Below are 21935 nucleotides of genomic sequence, written 5' to 3' on the forward strand. Positions count from 1 at the left end.
GTGGGCCGCGCGTGAAGTCGCCGCCCACGGCGACAAACCCATCTACCGAATTCGCAAGGAAACACCATGAGCAACTACGTCGCCCCCGTGAAGGACATGCTGTTCGCCATGAACGAGCTGGCCGGCCTGCAGGAAATCGTCGGCCTGCCCGGCAATGAGGACGTGTCCACCGACCTGGTCGAGGCCATCCTCGAGGAAGCCGGCAAGTTCGCCACCGAAGTCGTCGATCCGCTCAACCCCGTGGGCGACAAGCAGGGCAACAAGTGGAACAACGGCGTGGTAACCACCGCCGACGGTTTCAAGGAGGCCTATGCCTCCTTCTGTGAAACCGGCTGGAACGGCATGCCCGCCTCCACCGAGTTCGGCGGCCAGGGCCTGCCGGTGACCGTGTCCACCGCCGTGCTGGAAATGTGGAAGTCCGCCAGCATCTCCTTCTCCCTGTGCCAGATGCTGACGCTCGGCGCGGTGGAAGCCATTGCCCACCACGGCTCCGACGAGCTGAAGGCGACCTACCTGCCCAACATGGTGTCCGGCAAGTGGACAGGCACGATGAACCTCACCGAGCCGCAAGCCGGCTCCGACCTCGCCGCCATCCGTACCAAGGCCGAACCCCGCGCCGACGGCAGCTACGCGATCACCGGCACCAAGATCTTCATCACCTGGGGTGAGCACGACATGGCCGAGAACATCGTCCACCTCGTGCTGGCCCGCCTGCCGGACGCCCCTCCGGGCGTGAAGGGCATCTCCCTGTTCATCGCGCCGAAGTTCCTCGTCAATGCGGACGGCAGCCTCGGCGAACGCAACGACCTGATCTGCGCCTCCATCGAGCACAAGATGGGCATCCACGGCAGCGCAACGGCGGTGATGTCCTTCGGTGACAAGGGCGGCGCCATCGGCTACCTGGTCGGCGAACCGAACCGCGGCCTCGAGTACATGTTCACGATGATGAACCACGCCCGCCTGAACGTCGGCCTGGAAGGTGTCGGCGTCTCCGAGCGCAGCTACCAGCACGCCCTCGCTTACGCCCGTGAGCGCATCCAGGGCAAGATCATCGGCGACAAGTCCGGCGAGAAGAAGCCCATCCTGCACCATCCGGACGTGCGCCGCATGCTGATGGACATGAAGTCCCGCACCGAAGCAGGCCGCGCCATCGCCTACTACGTGGCCGGCTGCATGGACCGCGCCAAGAGCCACCCGGACGCCGACGTGCGCGCAGCCAACCAGCGCCGCCTCGAACTGCTGACCCCGGTGGTGAAGGGCTGGTGCACCGAGAACGCCCAGGGCATCACCTGGAACGGCGTGCAGGTGCATGGCGGCATGGGCTTCATCGAGGAAACCGGCGCCGCCCAGTACATGCGTGACGCCCGCATCATCACCATCTACGAAGGCACCACCGCGATCCAGGCCAACGACCTGATCGGTCGCAAGACCGCCAAGGAAGGCGGCAAGAGCATGCAGCAACTGCTCGCCGAGATCGCCGAGACCGGTTCCGTGCTGCGCAACTCCGACAACCCGACGCTGAAGGCCCTGGCCGACGCGCTGGGCAACGGCATCGCCGCGCTGGACGAAGCCACCAACTGGCTGCTCGCCAACTACGACGCCAACCCGCAGGCCGCCGCGGCCGGCTCGGTGCCCTTCCTCAAGCTGACCGGCATCGTCGTCGGCGGCTGGCTGATGGCCCGTTCCGCGCAGATCGCCGCCACCCGCCTGGAGGCGGCCGATGGCGACTTCTACAAGGCCAAGCTGGCCACCGCCGCCTACTTCGCCCAGCACGTGACTCCCGAAGCCAACAGCTACCGGGATGCCATCGTGAATGGCGCCGAGTCGGTGCTGGCGCTGGAAGAAGCCCTCTTCTAAAGGCTTTTCCCCACCCTTTCCCGGCCTGACGGCCGGTCCGTGTCCCGCCTCTCCGGAGGCGGGCAGGAGCCCCTTTTTGTTCGGAGAACGCAGCAATGACCCGTGACGCGATGGAATACGACGTGGTGATCGTCGGCGCAGGCCCTTCCGGCCTGTCGACCGCGATCCGCCTGAAGCAACTGGCCGAGAAGGCCGGCAGCGAGCTTTCGGTGTGCGTCGTCGAGAAAGGCTCCGAAGTCGGCGCCCACATCCTGTCCGGCGCGGTCATCGAAACCCGTTCCCTGGAAGAACTCCTCCCCGACTGGAAGGAACGCGGCGCGCCCCTCAATACGCCGGTGAAGGAAGACCGCTTCCTGTTCCTGACCACCGACAAGGCCTACAAGCTGCCGACGCCACCGCAGATGCACAACGACGGCAACTACATCGTCAGCCTCGGCAATGTGGTGCGCTGGCTCGGCCAGCAAGCCGAGGAACTGGGTGTCGAAATCTACCCGGGCTTCGCGGCCGCCGAGGTGCTCTACCACGAGGACGGCTCGGTGAAGGGCATCGCCACCGGCGACATGGGCCTCGAGAAGAACGGCGAACCCGGCCCCAACCACCAGCCGGGCATCGAACTGCACGCACGCCAGACGGTGTTTTCCGAAGGCTGCCGCGGCTCCCTCACCAAGGGCCTGTTCGCCAGATTCAATCTGCGCGACGGCGCCGATCCGCAGACCTACGGCATCGGCATCAAGGAGCTGTGGGAAGTCCGCCCCGAAGTCCACCAGCCCGGCCTCACCGTGCATACGGTCGGCTGGCCGGTGTCGTCGGACGTGTATGGCGGCTCCTTCCTGTACCACCTGGAGAACAACCAGGTCGCGGTCGGCTTCGTGGTCGGCCTCGACTACAGCAATCCACACCTGTCGCCCTACGAGGAATTCCAGCGCTTCAAGACCCACCCGGAGATCCGCAAGTACTTCGAAGGCGGCCGACGCATCGCCTACGGCGCGCGGGCCCTCAACGAAGGCGGCTTCCAGTCGGTGCCCAAGCTGACCTTCCCCGGCGGCGTGCTGGTCGGCGACACCGCCGGCTTCCTCAACGTGCCGAAGGTCAAGGGCACCCACATGGCGATGAAGTCGGGCATCGAGGCCGCCGAGGCGATCTTCGCCCACCTCGGCGCCGAAGGGCAGACCGGCCATGAAGTGCTCGGCTACCCGGAGCGCCTGAAGAAGAGCTGGCTGTGGGACGAACTGTACACCGTGCGCAACATCCGCCCGAGCTTCCGTTGGGGCCTGTGGGGCGGCATCGCCTACAGCGCCATCGACACCTTCCTGCTGAAGGGCCGCGCACCGTGGACGCTGCGCCACCACGCCGACCACACCCAGCTGAAGAAGGCCTCCGAGTGTGCGCCGATCGTCTATCCGAAGCCGGACGGCAAGATCAGCTTCGACCGCCTGTCCTCGGTGTTCATCTCGGCCACCAACCACAGCGAGGAGCAGCCCTGCCACCTGCGCCTGAAGGACGCCTCGGTGCCGGTCGCCACCAACCTGGCCCTCTACAACGCACCGGAAACCCGCTACTGCCCGGCCGGTGTGTACGAAATCGTCGAGGACACGAGCGGCCCGCGCATGCAGATCAACGCGCAGAACTGCCTGCACTGCAAGACCTGCGACATCAAGGATCCAACACAGAACATCGACTGGGCTGTGCCCGAAGGAGGCGGCGGCCCGAACTACCCGAACATGTAAGACCCCGTAGTACCCATAAAAAAGCAGGACCGGGGGGAGAACAGCACTCACCCCCATACAACTAGAAAAACCAGAGACCTTCAACACCTTCCAAAGGAGGAACCATGTCAGCGGAGATCTACAGAAAAGTACGGGCCAACCCGCGCTTCTCGGAACTTGAAGGCAAGCGCAGCCGCTTTGCCTACCTGCTCAGCGCCATCGTGCTGATCACCTACTACGCGATGATGATGCTCGTCGCCTTCGCCCCCGAGGTGATGCGCACACCGATTTCGGCGGGCTCGACCCTCACCATCGGGGTGCCCATCGGCGCCGTCATCATCATCGGCTCCTGGCTGCTCACCGGCTGGTTCGTCAACCGCTCCAACGGCGAGTTCGACCGTCTCAACAACGAGATCATCCAGGAGGCCACCAAGTGAGCGCACGCAAACAACTCCTCGGCGCGACGCTGCTGACCCTGATGGGCGCCGCCGCCTACGCTGCCGACGCCATCGGCGCCGTGCAGAAGCAGCCTCTCAACATGACCGCCATCGGCATGTTCTTCGTGTTCGTGGTTGGCACCATGGGCATCACCTACTGGGCGGCCAGCCGCACCAAGTCCACCGCCGACTTCTACACCGCCGGCGGCGGCATCACCGGCTTCCAGAACGGCCTCGCCATCGCCGGTGACTACATGTCGGCAGCGACCCTGCTGGGCCTGTCGGCGATGACCTTCTCGAAGGGCCTGGACGGCTTCATCTACGCCATCGGCTTCTTCGTCGGCTGGCCGGTGATCCTGTTCCTGATGGCCGAGCGCCTGCGCAACCTGGGCAAGTTCACCTTTGCCGACATCGCCTCCTACCGCCTCGACCAGGGCACCATCCGCAGCTTCGCCGCCTTCGGCTCGCTGACCGTGGTGTGCTTCTACCTGATCGTGCAGATGGTCGGCGCCGGCCAGCTCATCAAGCTGCTGTTCGGCCTCGACTACACCACCGCGGTGATCGTCGTCGGCGTGCTGATGGTGATCTATGTGACCTTCGGCGGCATGATCGCCACCACCTGGGTGCAGATCATCAAGGCCTGCCTGATGCTGTTCGGCGGCACCGTGCTGCTGTTCCTGTCCCTGAGCCAGTTCGGTTTCAGCCTCGAAACCGCCGCCCAAAAGGCCGTGGAAGCACACAAGGACGGCATCAAGATCATGGGCCCCGGCTCCCTGCTGGCCGATCCGGTCAACGCGGTGTCCCTGTCCCTCGGCCTGGTCTTCGGCACTGCCGGCCTGCCGCACATCATGATGCGCTTCTTCACCGTGCCCAACGCCAAGGAAGCCCGCAAGAGCGTCTTCGTGGCGAGCGGCTGCATCGGCTACTTCTTCATGGTGGTGTGCGCGCTGGGCCTGATGGCGATTGTCATCGTCGGCACAAATCCCGAGTTCTTCGAGGGCGGCAACACTGCCGGCAAGCTGATCGGCGGCGGCAACATGCCGGTCATGCACCTGGCCAAGGCCGTCGGCGGCAACCTGTTCCTCGGCTTCATGTCGGCGGTTGCCTTCGCCACCATCCTGGCGGTCGTCTCCGGCCTGGCCCTGGCCGGTGCATCAGCCATCGCCCACGACATCTACGCCCGGGTGATCTGCAAGGGCAGTGCCAGCGAAACCCAGGAAATGCGCGTCTCCAAGCTGGCCACCGTAGCCCTCGGCGTGGTCGCGGTGCTGCTCGGCATCCTCTTTGAGAAGCAGAACATCGCCTTCCTGGTTGGCCTGACCTTCGGCATCGCCGCTTCCACCAATTTCCCGATCCTGATCCTGTCGATGTACTGGAAGGGCCTGACGACCCGCGGCGCGCTGCTCGGCGGCCTGGTCGGGCTGATCTCGGCGGTGGCCCTGGTGGTGCTGTCCAAGGCCGTCTGGGTCGTGGTGCTCGGCAATGCCGCACCGGTCTTCCCGTACGAGCAGCCGGCCCTGTTCTCGATGCCGCTGGCCTTCTTCTTCACCTGGCTGTTCTCGGTGACCGACAGCAGCGCCCGCGCCAAGACCGACAAGGCCGGTTTCGAAGACCAGTACGTGCGCTCCCAGACCGGCATCGGTGCCGCGGCGGCCAGCGCCCACTGAGGAGACCGCAAACTATCCCTTATCTTTCCTCACTCCCCCTCGAGGAAATGTTTCGGGCGCCCTTGGGCGCCCGCTTTTTTTTGCCGCCCTACTTTGCCGCCATGAAGACAACAGAGCGCAGCAGCCACAAATGCAAAAAGCCCGGCATATGCCGGGCCTTTCTGTGCCGCGATTCTGCACCTGGCAGAACCGCTCCGCGAATCCGAAATTACTCGGCGGCGCGGATGTTGGCGGCTTGCTGACCCTTCGGGCCGCTGACGATGTCGAACGTCACGCGCTGGCCTTCAGCCAGGGTCTTGAAACCCTTGGACTGGATGGCGGAGAAATGGGCGAACAGATCGTCGCCGCCGCCTTCCGGGGTGATGAAGCCGAAGCCCTTGGAGTCATTGAACCACTTCACGGTACCAGTTGCCATTTTGATAAATCCTAAAATAAAAAAATACGGAGTTGCCCCCAGGGCAGGGCGAAGCTCAAGACGGCGGGGTGATGAAGGGAAGACAACCGCAGGACTGCGGATACTGAACCAGACAACAACAACACTACTTCTTGAAGATCGCAAGGCCGCACTGTGCACTGAAACCCACGCCAACGCAAACACTATTTGCATCACGACACGAAAATAGTTCTGGCCATCCTGCCGCGCCATCAGCCACGCCACGATGGCCTTCGCAGATCAGGCGCGCAGCAGTGCCTTCACCATGCGCTCGGACAGTTGCTCCGCCGTGAACTGCGGCTCATTGGGCGGGTAGAGTTCCTGCTCGTCGAGGTTGAAGTCGTACTCCTTTGCCAGGGTCAACATCTCACGGATCTTCTGGCAAGCGGCAAGTTTGTCCTTCAGTTCGGGGTTGGTACGGGCCAGATCGGAAAAGGCCTTGATGTCCTTGATAGCCATACGGTTCTTCCTGTGCAATAACTCATCGAACGCTCGGACTGCGAGGTTTCCGACAAAACCCTTCGGTGGGAATGGCTTTTGTCGTCGCAAGCCCTCCAAAACGCCTGTGAACCCAGACGCCGACAAGCTGACAGCAAGGAATGCGCCACCTGCGACAATCGACCGCATTCCCGACATCTGCCACACCCGCTACAGTGCGCTCCACCGGCAGGCACGCCGCTCCCCCCGGCGCCCTGTCACCCGCTGCCTGCCGGTGCTTACCCCCACCCCGCTTCGGGGATAATGGCCCAATGCCGCTACCGATGCTTGCCGACAGCCCCCTCCGCCCAGCCGATGCCCTGCGCCGCCTGATCAGCCTGCGCTGGCTGTCCCTCGGCGGTATGCTGACGACCATCGTCGCGGTACCTTGGCTGCTCGACATCCCACTGCCGGCGCGCCCGCTGCTGGACATCTGGCTGGTGCTGGCGCTGTTCAACGGGGGCAGCCTGCTGCGCGCGCGGCATCTCAGTGAAGTTCGCGGCGTCGAGTTATTCCTTCAACTGGCAATCGATCTCTGCGGCTGGAGCGCCTTCCTGTACTTCACCGGCGGAGCCACAAATCCGCTGATTTCCCTGCTGCTGCCGCTGGTGGCCATCGGCGCCGCCACCCTGGCGGCCCCATGGGCCTGGCTGCTGGCCGTACTGGCGGTGGCCGCCTATTCGACCCTATGGGAATTCAATGAACAGCTCGACATCTACGACTCCGGCCTCGCCGTGCATTGGCATCTGGCCGGCATGTGGCTGACCTTCGCGCTGTCGGCTGGCGTCATCGTGTGGTACGTGGTGCGCATGACCGCCGCGCTTCGCCTGCGCGACCAGGCCCTCGCCGAAGCTCGTGAAGCCCGTCTGCGCAACGAACGCATCGTCGCCCTGGGCAACCTTGCCGCCGGCGCCGCGCACGAACTGGGTACACCGCTGGGTACGATGGCGATCTTGGCCGGGGAACTGGCCCGCAATCCGCAACTGGACGACGACACCCGCGCAGACGCCGAACTGCTGCGCGAGCAGATCGCCCATTGCAAGACCATCCTCGGCGGTCTCACCCTGCGCGCCGGCAGCCTGCGCGCCGAAGGCGGCGAAGCGATCCCCGCCGATGCCTGGCTGCTGCGCATCGCCGATCACTGGCAACGCCTGCGCCCCCTCGTCCCACTGACCGTCCGCTGCAACTGCGGCCAACCAGCTCTGGTCGCCGACGCCACGCTGGAGCAGGCCATCCACAATCTCATAAACAACGCAGCCGATGCCTGCCCTGCAGGCGTCGAGCTCGAGGCAACTATCGCGGATGATGCCTTGCTCGTGCGTGTCCTCGACCGCGGCCCCGGCATGCCCGCCGCGCTGCGCCCCCAGGCTGGCCGCGAAGCCCTGGACAGCCGCAGCGAAGGGCTCGGCATCGGCCTGCTGCTGGCCTTCGGCGCAGTCGAGCGTTGCGGCGGGCAGATCCGTTTCGCCTCTCGCCCCGGCGGCGGCACCGAAGCCACCCTCACCCTTCCTCTGCCAGCCCTTCGCCCATGACTCAACCGGACGCCCCCCACATCCTCATCATCGACGACGACCCCGCCTTCAACCGCGTGCTGACCCGTGCGCTAAACCAGCGCGGCTTCGCCGTCTTCGGCGCCCAGGAGCCAGAGACGGCACTAGCGCTGGCCCGCCAGCACGAGCCGGAATACGTGGTGCTGGACCTAAACATCGGCGGCAGCTCTGGTCTGCGCCTGATCGAGCCGCTGCTGGCCGTCAATCCCGACTGCCGCATCCTGGTCCTCACCGGCTACGCCAGCATCACCACCACCGTGGATGCGATCAAGCTCGGCGCCACCCAGTATCTGGCCAAACCGGCCGACGTGGATGCTATCCTGAAAGCCCTCAACGCCACCGAGGTGGTCATCGACGACGAAGTGGCCGCCAGCCCGATGTCGGTGGACCGGCTGGAGTGGGAACACATCCAGCGGGTACTCGCCGAACACGACGGCAATGTGTCGGCCACGGCGCGTGCGCTTAAAATGCACCGACGCACCCTGCAACGGAAGCTGGCCAAACGGCCGGTCAAGGAATGAAGCCCTCAGACAATCCCGACGATCGCGTCCGCCTCGACAAATGGCTGTGGGCGGCACGCTTTTTCAAGCACCGCACGCTGGCTACCGAGGCCGTCGATGGTGGCAAGATCCAGCTCAACGGCATCCGCGTAAAACCGGCCAAGGAAGTGAAGATCGGCGACACCGTGGACATCCAGATCGCCGAAACCCATTTCAAGGTGATCGTGAAGGGCATCGCCGACAAGCGCGGCAGCGCCCCGGTCGCCCAGGGCCTTTACGAGGAAACCGCCGACAGCATCGCCGCGCGGGAAAGCCAGAAGGAGCAGCGCCAGCTCGCCGCCACGCCGGGCGCCGACCTGCACGGCCGCCCGACCAAGCGCGACCGCCGCCAGATGGGCCGCTTCACCGGCGAGTATTGAGCTTACGGAGCGTGGCTTACAGGCCGAGGGCCAGAGCCAGCGGCAGGAAACCCAGCGAGGCCAGGTTGCCGATCAGCACGATGGACGCAACCTTCTCCGGCTCCTGGTGATAGCGCTCGGCAAACATGTAATTGAGCACCGCCGGCGGCAGCGCGCCGAACACCATCAACAAGGCCCGCTCCTGGGGCGCCAGCGGCACCAGCAGCATCAGCCCGGCCGCCAGCGCCATGCCGATAACCGGGCGCGCCACCGCGCCGAGCAGGCCTAGGCGAATCTCCGCGATGCGCGATTCAGTGAGGCGCACCCCCAGCGCGAACAGCATCAGCGGGATCGAGATGTCGCCGAGCATCCTGATCGCCAGCATCGCCGGCTGCCACACCTCGATGCCGGCGATGCCGACCGTCAGCCCGGCCACGGTCGCCAGTACCGACGGCACCTTCCAGACATTGATCAAGCGGGTGTGGTGATCCAGCAGCCAGGCACCGAAAGAAAAGTGCAGCAGGTTAGAGACCATGAACATCACCACCGCCGGCGCCAGCGCCTGCTCGCCGAAGGCCAGCACGGCCAGCGGCAGCCCCAGGTTGCCGCAGTTGTTGAACATGATCGGCGGCATGAAGGTTTTCGGCGCATAACCGAACAGCCTGGCCGCAGCCCAGCCGAGCAGGCCCGAACCGATCACCAGGGCCAGCGTCACCCACAGCAGTGGCAGATATTCGACAATATGGAAGGACTTGTTGGCGAGCGCGGCGAAAATCAGCGCCGGCACGAAGACGTCCAGGTTCAGCTTGTTGGCGTGGGACAGGTCTGGACGGGAACGCTTGCCGACCAGGTAACCAACGGTGGTGATGGCAAACAGCGGGAACAGAATGGAGACGATGCGGAGGAGCATGGGGACGCAAGCAAGTAGTTGAAGGAAGCGACACGCCGCCCCCTCCCAGTGGCTGCGTGCCTCGACACATATACGCGATTCATCCTGCAAATGAAATGAGGGGCTGCCCGGCAGCCCCTCATTCGATCTATCGCGCGAATGCGATGCCTTACAGCACGTAGCGGGCGAGGTCTTCGCGCTGGGCCAGCATCTCGAGGCGGGCATCCACGTAGGCCGCGTTGACCAGCACCTGCTGCGAGCCGGCCTTGCCGGCTTCGAAGGCCAGCTCCTCGAGCAGCTTCTCCATCACCGTGTACAGGCGGCGCGCACCGATGTTCTCGGTCTTCTCGTTCACCTGGAAAGCGATCTCGGCCAGGCGGCGGATGCCTTCCGGCGCGAACTCGAGGCTCACGTCGTCGGTGGCCAGCAGCGCTTCATACTGGCGGGTCAGGCAGGCGTCGGTCTGGGTCAGGATGCGCTCGAAATCCTCGACGGACAGGGACTCCAGCTCGACGCGGATCGGGAAGCGGCCCTGCAGTTCGGGGATCAGGTCGCTCGGGCGGGACAGGTGGAAGGCCCCGCTGGCGATGAACAGGATGTGGTCGGTCTTGATCATCCCGTACTTGGTGCTGATCGTCGTACCTTCCACCAGCGGCAGCAGGTCGCGCTGCACGCCCTGACGGGACACGTCGGCACCGTGACTGTCGGAACGGGTGGCGATCTTGTCGATCTCGTCGAGGAAGACGATGCCGTTCTGCTCGACCATGCGCAGCGCCTCGGTCTTGAGGTCTTCTTCATTGACCAGCTTGGCGGCTTCTTCGTCGGCGAGCAGCTTGATAGCCTCGCTGATCTTCAGCTTGCGGGACTTCTTCTTCCCGCCGCCCATGTTCTGGAACATGCTCTGTAGCTGGCCGGTGAGTTCCTCCATGCCCGGGGGCGCGAGGATCTCGGCGGTCATGCCGGGCACGGACACTTCGAGCTCGACTTCCTTGTCGTCGAGCTCGCCCTCGCGCAGCTTCTTGCGGAATTTCTGGCGGGTGGCGTTATCTTCAGCAGCCGGGGCCTCCTCGCCGAAACCGATGGTCGGCCGAGCCGGCGGCAGCAGGATGTCGAGCACACGATCCTCGGCCGCATCCAGCGCGCGGTCGCGGACCTTCTTCATGGCCTGCTCGCGATGACTCTTGATGGCGATTTCAACCAGGTCACGGATGATGGTGTCCACGTCACGGCCTACATAGCCGACCTCGGTGAACTTGGTCGCCTCCACCTTGATGAACGGCGCATTGGCCAGGCGAGCCAGGCGGCGGGCGATCTCGGTCTTGCCGACGCCGGTCGGCCCGATCATCAAAATGTTCTTGGGGGTGATCTCGCTCTTCAGCGGCTCGGCCACCTGGGCGCGCCGCCAGCGGTTGCGCAGGGCCACGGCGACGGCCTTCTTGGCCTTGCCCTGGCCGACGATGTGCTTGTCGAGTTCGGAGACGATCTCCGGAGGCGTCATCTGGGTCATGGGGTCAGCACCTCGATGGTGTGGCACTGGTTGGTGTAGATGCACAGGTCGCCAGCGATGGTCAGGGACTTCTTGATGACCTCTTCGGGCGTCAGCTCGGTGTTCTCGATGAGGGCGCGCGCCGCCGACTGGGCGTAGGCGCCGCCGCTGCCGATGGCGACGATGCCCTGCTCCGGCTCCAGCACGTCGCCGTTACCGGTGATGATCAGGGAGCTGTCCAGGTCGGCCACCGCCAGCATGGCTTCCAGGCGGCGCAGCGCGCGGTCGGTACGCCAGTCCTTGGCGAGCTCGACGGCACTCCGCACGAGGTTGCCCTGGTGCTTCTCGAGCTTGGCCTCGAAGCGCTCGAACAGCGTGAAGGCGTCGGCGGTGCCGCCGGCGAAGCCCGCCAGGATGCGGTCCTGGTACAGCTTGCGGACCTTGCGGGCGCTGGCCTTGATGACGATGTTACCGAGCGTGACCTGGCCGTCGCCACCGAGGGCCACGTGCCGGCCGCGCCGGACCGAGAGAATGGTAGTGCCGTGATATTGTTCCATCGGACCGATCTGGGGGCAGAAAAACGGATTGCAAGCCCTGCTGGGCAGCAAATTGGAACGGAGCAAGCGGCCTCAGCCGCGCAGTTCGATCCGCGCCACCTGATGCACCCCCATCACCTGCATCAGGGCGGCCACCATCGAGTTGACGCTCTTCAGGACCACCAGCCGCCCTTGGGCGTGCAGTTGCGAGATCACATTGAATAACGTGCCGGCAGACACGAAATCCATACGACGCAAGCGACTACAGTCCACATCCACCTTGGTGCGGTTATGGGCAAAGCTGGAAATCTTGCGCAGGATGTCGGCGTTGGCGCCAATGACTTCACCTTCCAGCACGTAGGTATCGCTCATCTCCACGGCAAGGGAATCCGTTTCCAGCTGACTGTCCGTCGCGGCCGGAGGCGGCTCCCAGGACGGTGGCGACTCCTCGAAGGTCATCGCATATTCGAGGGCCTGCTCCTCGAAACGCTCCTGCTGATCGGTGTATTGCAGGATTTCGAGAAACAGCAGCCAGATGGTCTGATTCTCGCGCTTGCCGCTGTTGACCATGCCGCCCAGCACGGAGACCAAGTGTGGGGCACCGATGAGGGACAGCTTGATCTTGGCCCGGCGCAAACCTCGCACAGCACGCAGCAGCAACTCCGCCCCAGCACTATCGACACCCCTCAAGCGGGTCAGATCGATGCGCAGCGCACCGGCGCGCATGCCGATCTGGATCAGCTGCGCAAACTGGGCCGCCGCCTGGCTTCCCAATACGCCGGACAGATTGACGGTCTGGGCCTTGGCCTCGCCACCACGCGGCGACTGCATGGACAAATCCTGCCACGCGGGCGGCGAGCGCTCGAACTCGGTTGCGAACGTCAGGCTCAGGGTTTCGAAGCGCTCCTTCTGGCCGGTCAGCCGGAAGAGATCGAGCAACATGCCCCACAGAATGAAGCGCGCGTCGCCGGATGCTGTCGTGTCGAGTGCGTGTTCCAGCACGGAACGCGCGTCCTCGTAGCCACCGTTGGCATAGAGGATGGCCGCCTCTTCGGCAGGCGGGGACATTTCCTCCACGCCCTCCTCGAGATGCACTTTCTCGGCGCACTGGGCCAGAACCCGGTTCAGGTCGCCACCGGCAACGGTGAACTCGAGGGACGAGGCCTCGGTACGAGGCCCCGGCGAACGGGACGAGGCGCTGCGCTGGCCGGCAGAGGGGGATCGGGCGACCGACGCTGAAGCAGAAGCCGTCGAAGCCCGGGAACGGGGTGCAGGACTTCCGGCAGGTGCAGGCTTCTTGCCGAAAAACGGTAGCACCACTCCACTATCCTCCGCGGTCATTCGTTTTGACGATTAAAGAGGATACCACTCAACAAGGCACCCCTTCTCTGTTTTACATCCGGTTGTATTTCACGGACGAGATCACAAAGAGCATAACCATAAGTAATGCGCAGACCGGCCCGAACGGCTGATCGAAGCCCAGGGAAGCCACGAAAGCGCAGGTGTAGCCCGCCATGCCGATCAGCGCCGACCAGACCAGACCAGCCCGCCAGCTGCTGCCGAAACGATAAGCGATCAGCGGCGGCACGAACACCAGCGCGAAGGCTGCCATCACACCGAGGCTGACCGTGGCCAGGGCCACCGCCAGACCGGCGAGCAGGTCGAACAGCATCAGGCGCGGCCGCTCATCACGCCCCCGCGCCCGATAAAAGGCCGGAAAGAAACGCCCGAGCAGCAGCGGCCGGGACAGCCAGGCCAGCAGCGGCAGTACGACGATACAGACCAGTGCGGCAGCGGCCAGATGGCCTTCTCCGGTGAAATACAGCTGGCCATCGAACAGGGCATGGCCGGCCTGCTCGGCGAGGGGATGATTGGCCACCAGCAGCACGCCGCCGGCCCACGCCAACAGCATCATCAGCGCATAGGCATTGGCGCCGGCGCGCGCCGCCAGCCCCTTCAACAAGGCCGCCAGCAGGGCCGCCAGTACACCGCCGGCCACCATCGGCCAATCGAACACCATCGCCAGCAATGCACCGGCCGAGGCCATCTGCGCAAAAGCCAGTGCCGCCAGCCATTCATTGCGCAGCCGCAGGTACATGCCGAGCAGCGGCAGCAGCCCGGCCAGCAGCAGACCGGTGAAAAAGGGCACGCGGAACAGGGGGTCGAACAACAGATCGAAACTCATGCGCCGACCTCCACCACACGCGTACACACCTCGTCGATCAGCCCATGGTCATGGGACACGATGACGATTCCCTGACCACTGTGCGCATGGCCCAACCAGTCGATCAGGTAGGCCACACCGGCCCGGTCCAGGTTGTTGGTCGGCTCGTCGAGAAGGATCAGGTCGGCCGGTGCCGTCAGGCAGGCCCACAGGCGCAGGAACTGCAACTGACCACCGGACAGGCGATCGAGGCGCCGGTCCAGCCTTTCGGCGAGCCAGGACGGCAAACCATCCGCGCTGGCTCCGGTGAGGCCCAGCAGCTCCCGCCCGGTCAGCGGCACGCCGCGCAGATCGTCGAAGCCCTGAGCCTGGTGGGAAATCTGCAGATCCGGCACTTTCTCGATCTGGCCCTCGAAGACCTTCACGCCGCCCCACAGGGCTTTCAGCAGCGTGGATTTGCCGGCCCCGTTGGGGCCGGCCAGGCCGAGGATCTCGCCCCGGTGCAGTGCAAAACTCAGGGGGCCGGCCACCGGCGCGGCATAGCCCGCCACCAAGCCACTAACCCGGAGCAGGAAATCATCGGCCATTCCGCACTCCCTACTTCAGCCCGGCCAGCAGACGCCGGATCGTGTCGTCGAAGAGCGCGAACAGATCGCCCGCCTCCGCATCACCGCCAACAGTGAACGGCAGCACGACGACCGGCAGGTGCGCCCGCTCACCGAGCCATTCCGACGCGGTGGGACGGGAATAGGCCGGGCGCAGGATCAGGCGCGCCGGCGTGGCCTTCTGACGTTCGAGAATACCGGCCAGATGAGCGCTCGACGGTTCGACGCCGGGCTTCGGCTCCAGCGCGCCGAGCTCCTTCAGGCCCAGCCAGTCAGCCAGGTAGGGGAAGGAGCGGTGCTGGACCCACACCGGCACGCCGCGCAGCGGCGCGGCAGCCTGCTCCCAACGGACCAGCGCGGCCCTCCAGCGCTCGCTGAAGCGGGCCAGGCCAGCCTTGTAGGCGGCCGCGTTGGCCGGATCCAGCTGGGTCAGCCGGGCAGTCAGCGCGTCGGCCACCTTCAGGAGATTGCGCGGATCGGTCTGGATGTGGGGGTTGCCGCCGGGATGCACGTCGCCGTCGGCCCGGTCGAGACGCGCCGGCACCTCCAGCAGGCGAACCGTCGAAGCCGCTTCCAGATAGCCCGGCTGCCCCGGCTGGATCGCCGCATTGCCGGCTTCCCGCAGGACCACTGGCAGCCAGCCGACCTCCAGGTCGGCGCCGGTAGCGATCACCAGTTGGGCGCTGCGGGCGCGGGCGATCAGCGACGGCTTGGCCTCGATGCGGTGCGGGTCCTGCAGCGCATTGGTGGCGGAGAACACATTCAGCTTGTCGCCCCCGATCTCCCGGGCCAGCGCGGCCCACTCGGGCACCGTGGCGAAGACGTTGAGGGCAGCCGACGCCGGCATCGCGGCGATGGCCATCAGGACGACGGCCAGACGCAAAATTGCTTTCGAGAACATTCCGGAACTCCTCAGAACGTGTGGGCGCCGTGGGCGCCAAGGCTCATGATGTACTGCAGCCAGACCTGGTTGTCGGTTTCCCCGTTGCGCGACTGGTCGCGCGCCACCTGCAGGCGCAGGCGCGAGAACTCCGACGGCGACCAATCCACCATCGCCGACTGGCGGCGCGGATCGTAGCCGGCGAGGATCGGCAGATCCCCCGCACTGAGCGTGCCCAGGTCCGTCGTGCCGCTGCGCAGCCAGTCGCCACGTACGCCGACGCGCCATTGCGGCATGAACTGGTAGACCGCCTGCAGGTAAGCACCGGACGGACGGAAGCGGGCCGCCGACAGGGCTGCGGCGCCATCCGTGTCGTAGGTCAGCTCACCCGTTTCGCGACGCTGGAAATACTCGCCCTGCAGCTTGAGGTTGGTCACGCTGCTGTTGCCGTTGGGGGCCCACTTGTAAATAAAGTCGGCGATCCAGGTCTGGCTGCGCCCGGAGAAGGCGTTATTGACGCCGTTGTCCTCGAAGCTGCGCTCGCGCGGATTGCTATGCACGTGGGACAGGCCGACACGCCACGCCGACGATTCACCGATATCTCCGCCAACATGGGCGAAAGCCGTCCACAGACCGGCGCCGTTAGCCTTGCGCTCGGCGCCAGGGAAGCGCTCGCCGCTCGCCACTTCGGCGCCAAACTCCATGAACAGTTCGGTCGGTGCGACCCAGCGCAGTTGCAGGCCGTCGTTCTGCAGGCGCGGCCCGAAGAAGGCCTTGTAGGCCAGCGGCGCATCGGTGAAATCCCACTCGTGGGGATGCTGCTGGTTGAGGTAGCCGACGCCGGACAAAAAGCGCCCGGCTTTCAGCTTGAAGCCGGACGGCATAGCCAGCGTCTCGACGTTGACCTCCTCCACCTCGACGGTGCCCTGGCCATTGTCTTCGGCCAACGAGAAGCGCGCATTGCTGCGGAACAGGTGGTCCACATTGGCCGAGAAGGCCAGCTCAGACTCACCGAGGGAGAAGCCCTTGCGGGGTGGCCCGATCTCGCCGCCGGACGGCATGAAGCCGTCGATGCGATAGGAGGCGGGATCGCGCTGCAGGCGCGTGAACTTGCTGTCGAGGATCAACGAGACAGCCGGGTTGAAGGCGCCCTCCCCGGCGGGACGACGGGCTACGCTATCGACCGCGGCCTGGGCTTCGGTGGCCCGGCTCTCCACCTGCACCACGGAGCGGGCGGCGGCGCTGGCTGTCGTGCCCGCTTCCGCGGCGCTGGCGGCAGCCTGGCTGGCCTGCTTCTCGGTTTCAGCCAGGCGCTGTTCGAGCGCCTGGATACGTTGTTCATAGGATTGGCGCAGCTCGCGCAACTGCTCACGGAGTTGCTTCAGGTCGGCGTCGGTGGCCGCAGATGCCGCGGCAGGAAAGGCCGCGGCCAGGGCGGCGCATAGCACGCCCGGACGTACGAAAGTCATGGTCGGATCTCCTGGGATCGGTCCGTATAGGGGCGGGCCGGCGCAGCCACTGCAGGCGCACCGGTCCAGATGTCGGGAAACGGATCAAACAGGAGAGGTGGGAGGGCCGCGGCTATGGGGACGCGGCAGACGCGCCACCCGACCGGCAACCGGACTGTCCGCCGGGCAGGCCGGCGGAAGCGCCTGAGGCGGCAGGGATGGCGGCGTGGACGGCAGGGCCGACGCCAGATCGGCGGCGGCCAGGCACAACAGGCAGCGTTCGTGGCGCTCGGCAGCGGGCACGCCGCCCTCGAAAGGCGCTGACGCGGCCGTGGATTCGTCGCGGACGAGGCCGGCCAGTTCGCCCACGTGGCTGACAGCATGGGCCGCCGCGAAAACCTGCGCGCACACCAGCAACAGCGCCAGTACGCTGCGGAACAGGGCGGAAGGACGACGACCGATGCGTATCACGCGGCCGCCTTCCCCGGCAGACGGAATGGCTCGAAAGCGGCCTCGACGAATGCCTGGTCGAGCTCGCGCGCGATGAAGACCAGGCGTGTGCGACGGTCGTCATCCGGCCAGTCCGGCAACGCGACTTCTGGATAGCGCAGGTGATGCACGCCCTGCACGATACGCGGAGTCCGCTCGCCGCGCACATGGACGAGACCCTTGATGCGCAACAGCTGCGGGCCGTAGCGGGTCTGCAGTGTATCGAGGGTTGCCGAGAAATCGCCCCAGGCGACCGGGGCATCGAGTATCACGACAAAGGCACGCACGGCCTCGTCATGGCGGAACAGATCAGCGCTACGCGGACGAACCGACGTGTAGGAAGGGCTCCGGCCAGCGCTACGTACCGCCGCTTCGGCCAGCCAGTGGAGCACCGCCGAGGACGCGTCGCCATCCCGCAGGCCACATCCGATGATCGCGGCCGGCTCGACGGCGCCGGATACCGCGTGGATCTGCGGTGCTCCGGGGTTGAGCACGGCCAGCCTTGCCGCCAGCGTGTCGATAGCAGACGCTTCGGCCAGATCGCACTTGGAGATCACCAGGCGATCCGCCAGCGCAGCCTGTCTGGCCGCCTCCGGCCGTGCGCCCAGCTGGTCGAGCCCGAACTGCGCATCCACGACGGTGACGACACCATCCAGGCGATAACGCTCGGCGATGAAGAAATCCCGCATCAGCGTGAAGATCACCGGTGCGGGGTCCGCCAACCCGGTGGTCTCGATGACGATGCGATCGAGCGCCGGCAACTGGCGACGTAGCCGGCGCATGAAGAGATCCCGCAGCGCGCGGGTCAGATCGCCGCGCACGGAACAGCAGATGCAACCCGACTCGAGCAGGACAAGGTTTTCGTCGAGGTGCTCGACGAGCAGATGATCGATCGGCTCCGCACCGAACTCGTTCATCAGCACCACGCTACCGGCCATTTCGGGGCGGCGCAGCAACTGATTGAGCAGCGTGGTCTTACCTGCCCCCAGGAAGCCGGTGAGCAGGGTGACAGGAATGCGGTTCGCCGAAGCGCTCATGAAGTCAGGCACAGCCCCGCCTCGCGGCGGGGCCTGGGGTCGGCTTATTCCCCGTAGAGCTTCTGGGTCCGCTCGCGACGCTCCTGCGCATCGATCGACAGGGTTGCCGTCGGGCGAGCCAGCAGCCGGCCGATGCCGATCGGATCACCGGTCTCCTCGCACCAGCCGTAATCGCCTTCGGCGATGCGGCCGAGGGCTTCGTCGATCTTCTTCAGCAGTTTGCGTTCACGATCACGCACCCGCAGTTCGAGGGCATGCTCTTCCTCGACCGTCGCGCGGTCGGCCGGATCGGCCACCAATTCGTTCTCGCGCAGGTTGGCACCCGTGCTGGCAGCGTTCTCGAGAAGCCCATCACGCATCTTGGTGAGACGGTCCCGGAAAAACTCCAGCTGGGCCGGGTTCATGTAATCGTCTTCCGGCATGGCCAGAATTTCGGCCTCGGTAAGCAGCTTCTCATTGCTTGTCGTGGTTGCAACCATGTCTCATTCCTCCCATGAATCGACTGTCGGACCCGGGCGCCCAAGGCCATCCCGAATGTGGGCCCTTTTCGCGACTCTCGCAAGATACGCAGCCCATTTGCCACGATCCGCCCATCACGCGCAAAAACTCTGCGCATTAACCAATGCACGAAACGCACCAGTTTTTATCAAGAGCGCGATTCTATGCACAGGATCACTGCAATTACAACGGCGCCCTGCCGATCGCCGGCAAGTCTCCGCCTACATTCTGAAACACTGATTCGCCACAGTCGCTGCGTGGCGGCCATTCCCTAAGGTAAAATGCTGCGATGCATGCATCGACCCCCCCCGCTCCGGTTGAGGGCAAGAGGCTCTTTTCGCTGCCGGTCCGGGTGTACTACGAAGACACTGACGCCGGCGGCGTCGTCTATTACGCCAATTACCTCAAGTTCTGCGAGCGAGCACGCACCGAAGTGTTGCGAGCGTTGGGCTTCGAGCAAAACCGTCTGTCCGCCGAGCAGGATATCCTATTTGTGGTACGCACCGTACAGGCGGACTACCTGCGCTCCGCGACCCTCGACGACCTGCTCGACATCGCCACCACGATCAGCAAACTCGGTCACGCCAGTTTGAGCTTCGCCCAACAGATCCGCCGCGAAGACACGACGATTTTCGCGGCAAACATCACGATCGCCTGCATCCGCGCCAGCACCAAACGCCCCACTCCGATTCCCCCCGCCGTACGCGCCCTGTTCGCCACCCTGGTTGAAACCGATGAACGTCACTGAAGACCTTTCCATCCTGTCCCTGATCGCCAACGCCAGCCTGCTCGTCAAGCTCGTGATGGCAATCCTCGGCACCGTTTCCTTCATGTCCTGGTACTGGATCTTCCGCAAGTGGTTCCAGATCGGTAACGCCAAGAAGAAGACCGACGTCTTCGAACGCGATTTCTGGAGCGGCGGCGACCTCAACGCGCTGTACCAGAGCGCAGCCACCAGCCGCCACGAAGCGGCCGGCATGGAGCGTATCTTCGAGGCCGGCTACCGGGAGTTCGCCAAGCTACGCGGCAAGAACCTCGACCACGGGGCGATCATGGACGGCGCCCGCCGGGCCATGCGCGCAACCTACCAGCGCGAGGTGGACGACCTGGAAGCCCACCTGGCCTTCCTCGCCTCCGTTGGTTCGGTATCGCCGTACGTCGGCCTGTTCGGCACCGTCTGGGGGATCATGAACGCCTTCCGCGGCCTGTCCAACGTGGGCTCCGCCACCCTCGCCCATGTGGCACCTGGCATCGCTGAGGCCCTCGTCGCCACGGCCATCGGCCTCTTCGCGGCGATCCCGGCCGTGGTGGCCTACAACCGTTTTGCCCACGACATCGACCGCATCGCGATCCGTTTCGAGAGCTTCACCGAGGAGTTCCTGAACATCCTCCAGCGCCAGCTGCGCTGACCGGAGCCCCGCCACCATGCGTCAACGCCGCCTGATGAACCAGATCAACGTCGTGCCCTATATCGACGTGATGCTGGTGCTGCTCGTCATTTTCATGGTCACCGCACCGATGATCCAGTCCGGCTCGGTGAACCTGCCCAGCGTGGACAAGGTCCCCGCTCCGCCCACCGATGCGATGATCGTCCAGGTCAAGCCGGATGGCGAACTTAGCCTGCGCACCTCCGGCAATGCACCGGAGAAGAGCTTCAGCCGCCAGGACCTGATCGCCGAAGTACAGTCCGCCGTGTCCGCCAAGCCCGACCAGCCCGTGGTCATCGCCGCGGACAAGAGCGTCAAGTACGAGCAGGTGATGAACACCCTCAACGACCTGCGCAACGCGGGCGTCAGCAAGGTCGGCCTGCAAACCCAGGTCGGCAAGCAATGAATCCTGCCCCACCCGCCAACGAACGGGGCAAATGGGCATCGCTGCTGCTGGCCGCCGCGGTCCATATCGCCCTCGGCCTGTTCCTGTTCTACGGGGTGCGCTGGCAGAACCGCCTGCCGGAAACCGTCGAAGTGGACCTGGTCGGCGCGCCGCTGCCGGCTGCGGCATCGCCCGCCCCACCGCCGCCACCGCCTCCGCCCCCGGTGGAGGAAGAGGCGCCTCGGCCCCGCCCCACGCCGCCGCCTCCACCACGAGCGGTGGTCAAACCTGCACCGGAGCCCGCCCACGAGCCGCCCCCGCACAAGCAGCCGGACATCGCGATCAAGGCGCCTGAGCACAAGAAGCCGACGCCCAAGCCCGAACCGAAGCCGGAGCCCAAGCCGGAACCCAAACCCGAGCCTAAGAAGAAGCCCGAGCCGAAAACGGAGCCCAAGCCCGAACCCAAACCGGAGCCGAAGAAGAAACCCGAGCCCGAACCGAAAAAGCCTGAGCCCAAGAAGCCCGAGCCGGAACCCAAGCCGAAGCCTGAAGCCAAGCCTGAGCCGTCCAGGACGGACAAAACGGCCAAGCCGGTGGACAAGAACGTCAAGACCGACAAGAACTCGAAGGCGGAAGCCGACCACAGCCGGGAGCTGGAAGACCGCCGCATGCGCGAGCTGATGGCCCGCGACAGCGAAAACGCCAACCAGAGCAAGCAGCTCCAGGAGGAACTTGCGCGGGTCGCCGGAGCCAAAGCCAGCGCGGCGCGCAGCAAGGCCATCGAGGCCTACATCGAGAAGATCCGCGCCAAGGTGAAGGGCAACATCGTGCTGCCGCCAGGCGTCAGCGGTGATCCGTTCGCGCTGTTCACCGTGGATCAGCTGCCCGACGGCTCGGTGATCGAGGTGCGCCTGAAGCGCTCGACCGGCAATGCGCAACTCGACGGCGCCATCGAGCGGGCCATCCAGAAGTCCAGCCCGCTGCCCAAGCCGGACAAGCCCGAACTGTTCAACCGCACGCTGGAACTGAAGTTCTATCCGCTCCGCGACTAACAAACAAACGAGCC

At 65.2% G+C, this 21935-nt stretch carries 24 protein-coding genes; 11 read left to right on the top strand and 13 right to left on the bottom strand.

Annotated elements, in window-relative coordinates:
- The first annotated feature begins 66 nt into the window (after positions 1-66).
- From AC1PQG_RS21605 to AC1PQG_RS21620, 4 genes are all read left to right on the top strand, one after another.
- Positions 67-1857 (top strand): acyl-CoA dehydrogenase C-terminal domain-containing protein, encoded by a 1791-nt coding sequence (locus AC1PQG_RS21605; RefSeq protein WP_481119801.1) that lies wholly within the window; start codon positions 67-69, stop codon positions 1855-1857.
- Between the two features lie 95 nt (positions 1858-1952).
- On the top strand, positions 1953-3584 hold the full coding sequence (locus AC1PQG_RS21610) for an electron transfer flavoprotein-ubiquinone oxidoreductase (protein ID WP_481119802.1): 1632 nt from the start codon (positions 1953-1955) through the stop codon (positions 3582-3584).
- A gap of 104 nt (positions 3585-3688) precedes the next feature.
- Positions 3689-4000, top strand: a complete 312-nt coding sequence (locus AC1PQG_RS21615; protein WP_481119803.1) for a DUF485 domain-containing protein — start codon at positions 3689-3691, stop codon at positions 3998-4000.
- On the top strand, positions 3997-5667 hold the full coding sequence (locus AC1PQG_RS21620) for a cation acetate symporter (RefSeq protein WP_481119804.1): 1671 nt from the start codon (positions 3997-3999) through the stop codon (positions 5665-5667). Before AC1PQG_RS21615 ends, AC1PQG_RS21620 begins: the two co-directional genes overlap by 4 nt.
- A 208-nt stretch (positions 5668-5875) precedes the next feature.
- Here AC1PQG_RS21620 and AC1PQG_RS21625 read toward each other — a convergent pair whose 3' ends face one another.
- Both AC1PQG_RS21625 and AC1PQG_RS21630 read right to left on the bottom strand, forming a co-directional pair.
- A complete protein-coding gene (locus AC1PQG_RS21625) occupies positions 5876-6082 on the bottom strand; it encodes a cold-shock protein (protein ID WP_079435412.1) in 207 nt (68 codons plus the stop codon).
- A gap of 258 nt (positions 6083-6340) precedes the next feature.
- Positions 6341-6559 carry a Nif11-like leader peptide family natural product precursor gene (locus AC1PQG_RS21630; protein WP_481115955.1) on the bottom strand — a complete coding sequence of 73 codons (219 nt, stop codon included), beginning with the start codon at positions 6557-6559 and terminating at the stop codon, positions 6341-6343.
- A 290-nt stretch (positions 6560-6849) separates the two neighbouring features.
- Between AC1PQG_RS21630 and AC1PQG_RS21635 the strand changes: the two genes are divergently transcribed.
- Genes AC1PQG_RS21635 through AC1PQG_RS21645 form a run of 3 tightly spaced genes read left to right on the top strand, consistent with a single transcriptional unit; the run spans position 6850 to position 9046 of the window.
- On the top strand, positions 6850-8109 hold the full coding sequence (locus tag AC1PQG_RS21635) for an ATP-binding protein (RefSeq protein ID WP_481119805.1): 1260 nt from the start codon (positions 6850-6852) through the stop codon (positions 8107-8109).
- Positions 8106-8648 (top strand): response regulator transcription factor, encoded by a 543-nt coding sequence (locus tag AC1PQG_RS21640; RefSeq protein WP_481119806.1) that lies wholly within the window; start codon positions 8106-8108, stop codon positions 8646-8648. The genes AC1PQG_RS21635 and AC1PQG_RS21640 overlap by 4 nt, the downstream gene beginning before the upstream one ends.
- Positions 8645-9046 (top strand): RNA-binding S4 domain-containing protein, encoded by a 402-nt coding sequence (locus AC1PQG_RS21645; protein WP_481119807.1) that lies wholly within the window; start codon positions 8645-8647, stop codon positions 9044-9046. The genes AC1PQG_RS21640 and AC1PQG_RS21645 overlap by 4 nt, the downstream gene beginning before the upstream one ends.
- 16 nt (positions 9047-9062) lie before the next feature.
- Here AC1PQG_RS21645 and AC1PQG_RS21650 read toward each other — a convergent pair whose 3' ends face one another.
- From AC1PQG_RS21650 to dksA, 11 genes are all read right to left on the bottom strand, one after another.
- A complete protein-coding gene (locus tag AC1PQG_RS21650; protein ID WP_481119808.1) occupies positions 9063-9935 on the bottom strand; it encodes an AEC family transporter in 873 nt (290 codons plus the stop codon).
- 148 nt (positions 9936-10083) lie between these two features.
- Positions 10084-11421, bottom strand: a complete 1338-nt coding sequence (gene hslU, locus AC1PQG_RS21655; protein ID WP_481119809.1) for an ATP-dependent protease ATPase subunit HslU — start codon at positions 11419-11421, stop codon at positions 10084-10086.
- Positions 11418-11957 carry an ATP-dependent protease subunit HslV gene (gene hslV, locus AC1PQG_RS21660; protein ID WP_481119810.1) on the bottom strand — a complete coding sequence of 180 codons (540 nt, stop codon included), beginning with the start codon at positions 11955-11957 and terminating at the stop codon, positions 11418-11420. The genes hslU and hslV overlap by 4 nt, the downstream gene beginning before the upstream one ends.
- A gap of 72 nt (positions 11958-12029) precedes the next feature.
- The gene (locus tag AC1PQG_RS21665) at positions 12030-13256 is read right to left on the bottom strand and encodes an STAS domain-containing protein (RefSeq protein ID WP_481119811.1); all 1227 of its coding nucleotides are present in this window, start codon (positions 13254-13256) and stop codon (positions 12030-12032) included.
- 73 nt (positions 13257-13329) lie between these two features.
- Entirely contained in the window at positions 13330-14121 is a 792-nt protein-coding gene (locus AC1PQG_RS21670) for a metal ABC transporter permease (protein ID WP_481119812.1), read from the bottom strand.
- A complete protein-coding gene (locus AC1PQG_RS21675; RefSeq protein ID WP_481119813.1) occupies positions 14118-14687 on the bottom strand; it encodes an ATP-binding cassette domain-containing protein in 570 nt (189 codons plus the stop codon). Before AC1PQG_RS21675 ends, AC1PQG_RS21670 begins: the two co-directional genes overlap by 4 nt.
- A 10-nt stretch (positions 14688-14697) precedes the next feature.
- Entirely contained in the window at positions 14698-15606 is a 909-nt protein-coding gene (locus AC1PQG_RS21680) for a metal ABC transporter substrate-binding protein (protein WP_481119814.1), read from the bottom strand.
- A gap of 11 nt (positions 15607-15617) precedes the next feature.
- Entirely contained in the window at positions 15618-17054 is a 1437-nt protein-coding gene (locus tag AC1PQG_RS21685) for a hypothetical protein (protein WP_481119815.1), read from the bottom strand.
- Positions 17055-17138: 84 nt separating this feature from the next.
- A complete protein-coding gene (locus AC1PQG_RS21690) occupies positions 17139-17504 on the bottom strand; it encodes a hypothetical protein (RefSeq protein WP_481119816.1) in 366 nt (121 codons plus the stop codon).
- Positions 17501-18559 carry a CobW family GTP-binding protein gene (locus tag AC1PQG_RS21695; RefSeq protein WP_481119817.1) on the bottom strand — a complete coding sequence of 353 codons (1059 nt, stop codon included), beginning with the start codon at positions 18557-18559 and terminating at the stop codon, positions 17501-17503. Before AC1PQG_RS21695 ends, AC1PQG_RS21690 begins: the two co-directional genes overlap by 4 nt.
- Before the next feature lie 44 nt (positions 18560-18603).
- Positions 18604-19038 carry an RNA polymerase-binding protein DksA gene (gene dksA / locus AC1PQG_RS21700; RefSeq protein WP_481115969.1) on the bottom strand — a complete coding sequence of 145 codons (435 nt, stop codon included), beginning with the start codon at positions 19036-19038 and terminating at the stop codon, positions 18604-18606.
- A 308-nt stretch (positions 19039-19346) separates the two neighbouring features.
- Between dksA and ybgC the strand changes: the two genes are divergently transcribed.
- Genes ybgC through tolA form a run of 4 tightly spaced genes read left to right on the top strand, consistent with a single transcriptional unit; the run spans position 19347 to position 21921 of the window.
- A complete protein-coding gene (gene ybgC, locus AC1PQG_RS21705; protein WP_481119818.1) occupies positions 19347-19805 on the top strand; it encodes a tol-pal system-associated acyl-CoA thioesterase in 459 nt (152 codons plus the stop codon).
- A complete protein-coding gene (tolQ, locus tag AC1PQG_RS21710; RefSeq protein ID WP_481119819.1) occupies positions 19792-20466 on the top strand; it encodes a protein TolQ in 675 nt (224 codons plus the stop codon). Before ybgC ends, tolQ begins: the two co-directional genes overlap by 14 nt.
- Positions 20467-20482: 16 nt before the next feature.
- Positions 20483-20890, top strand: a complete 408-nt coding sequence (gene tolR, locus AC1PQG_RS21715) for a protein TolR (RefSeq protein WP_481119820.1) — start codon at positions 20483-20485, stop codon at positions 20888-20890.
- Positions 20887-21921, top strand: a complete 1035-nt coding sequence (tolA, locus tag AC1PQG_RS21720; RefSeq protein ID WP_481119821.1) for a cell envelope integrity protein TolA — start codon at positions 20887-20889, stop codon at positions 21919-21921. Before tolR ends, tolA begins: the two co-directional genes overlap by 4 nt.
- Positions 21922-21935 lie beyond the last annotated feature (14 nt).

This window comes from Zoogloea sp. GDB6, from assembly GCF_056724105.1.

Bases quoted from the DNA above. Each gene is read 5' to 3' on its own strand.
- AC1PQG_RS21605 (WP_481119801.1), top strand. From the start codon at position 67: ATGAGCAACTACGTCGCCCCCGTGAAGGACATGCTGTTCGCCATGAAC.
- AC1PQG_RS21610 (WP_481119802.1), top strand. From the start codon at position 1,953: ATGACCCGTGACGCGATGGAATACGACGTGGTGATCGTCGGCGCAGGC.
- AC1PQG_RS21615 (WP_481119803.1), top strand. From the start codon at position 3,689: ATGTCAGCGGAGATCTACAGAAAAGTACGGGCCAACCCGCGCTTCTCG.
- AC1PQG_RS21625 (WP_079435412.1), bottom strand. From the start codon at position 6,082: ATGGCAACTGGTACCGTGAAGTGGTTCAATGACTCCAAGGGCTTCGGC.
- AC1PQG_RS21630 (WP_481115955.1), bottom strand. From the start codon at position 6,559: ATGGCTATCAAGGACATCAAGGCCTTTTCCGATCTGGCCCGTACCAAC.
- AC1PQG_RS21635 (WP_481119805.1), top strand. From the start codon at position 6,850: ATGCCGCTACCGATGCTTGCCGACAGCCCCCTCCGCCCAGCCGATGCC.
- AC1PQG_RS21640 (WP_481119806.1), top strand. From the start codon at position 8,106: ATGACTCAACCGGACGCCCCCCACATCCTCATCATCGACGACGACCCC.
- AC1PQG_RS21645 (WP_481119807.1), top strand. From the start codon at position 8,645: ATGAAGCCCTCAGACAATCCCGACGATCGCGTCCGCCTCGACAAATGG.
- AC1PQG_RS21650 (WP_481119808.1), bottom strand. From the start codon at position 9,935: ATGCTCCTCCGCATCGTCTCCATTCTGTTCCCGCTGTTTGCCATCACC.
- hslU (WP_481119809.1), bottom strand. From the start codon at position 11,421: ATGACCCAGATGACGCCTCCGGAGATCGTCTCCGAACTCGACAAGCAC.
- hslV (WP_481119810.1), bottom strand. From the start codon at position 11,957: ATGGAACAATATCACGGCACTACCATTCTCTCGGTCCGGCGCGGCCGG.
- AC1PQG_RS21670 (WP_481119812.1), bottom strand. From the start codon at position 14,121: ATGAGTTTCGATCTGTTGTTCGACCCCCTGTTCCGCGTGCCCTTTTTC.
- AC1PQG_RS21675 (WP_481119813.1), bottom strand. From the start codon at position 14,687: ATGGCCGATGATTTCCTGCTCCGGGTTAGTGGCTTGGTGGCGGGCTAT.
- AC1PQG_RS21680 (WP_481119814.1), bottom strand. From the start codon at position 15,606: ATGTTCTCGAAAGCAATTTTGCGTCTGGCCGTCGTCCTGATGGCCATC.
- AC1PQG_RS21685 (WP_481119815.1), bottom strand. From the start codon at position 17,054: ATGACTTTCGTACGTCCGGGCGTGCTATGCGCCGCCCTGGCCGCGGCC.
- AC1PQG_RS21695 (WP_481119817.1), bottom strand. From the start codon at position 18,559: ATGAGCGCTTCGGCGAACCGCATTCCTGTCACCCTGCTCACCGGCTTC.
- dksA (WP_481115969.1), bottom strand. From the start codon at position 19,038: ATGGTTGCAACCACGACAAGCAATGAGAAGCTGCTTACCGAGGCCGAA.
- ybgC (WP_481119818.1), top strand. From the start codon at position 19,347: ATGCATGCATCGACCCCCCCCGCTCCGGTTGAGGGCAAGAGGCTCTTT.
- tolQ (WP_481119819.1), top strand. From the start codon at position 19,792: ATGAACGTCACTGAAGACCTTTCCATCCTGTCCCTGATCGCCAACGCC.
- tolR (WP_481119820.1), top strand. From the start codon at position 20,483: ATGCGTCAACGCCGCCTGATGAACCAGATCAACGTCGTGCCCTATATC.
- tolA (WP_481119821.1), top strand. From the start codon at position 20,887: ATGAATCCTGCCCCACCCGCCAACGAACGGGGCAAATGGGCATCGCTG.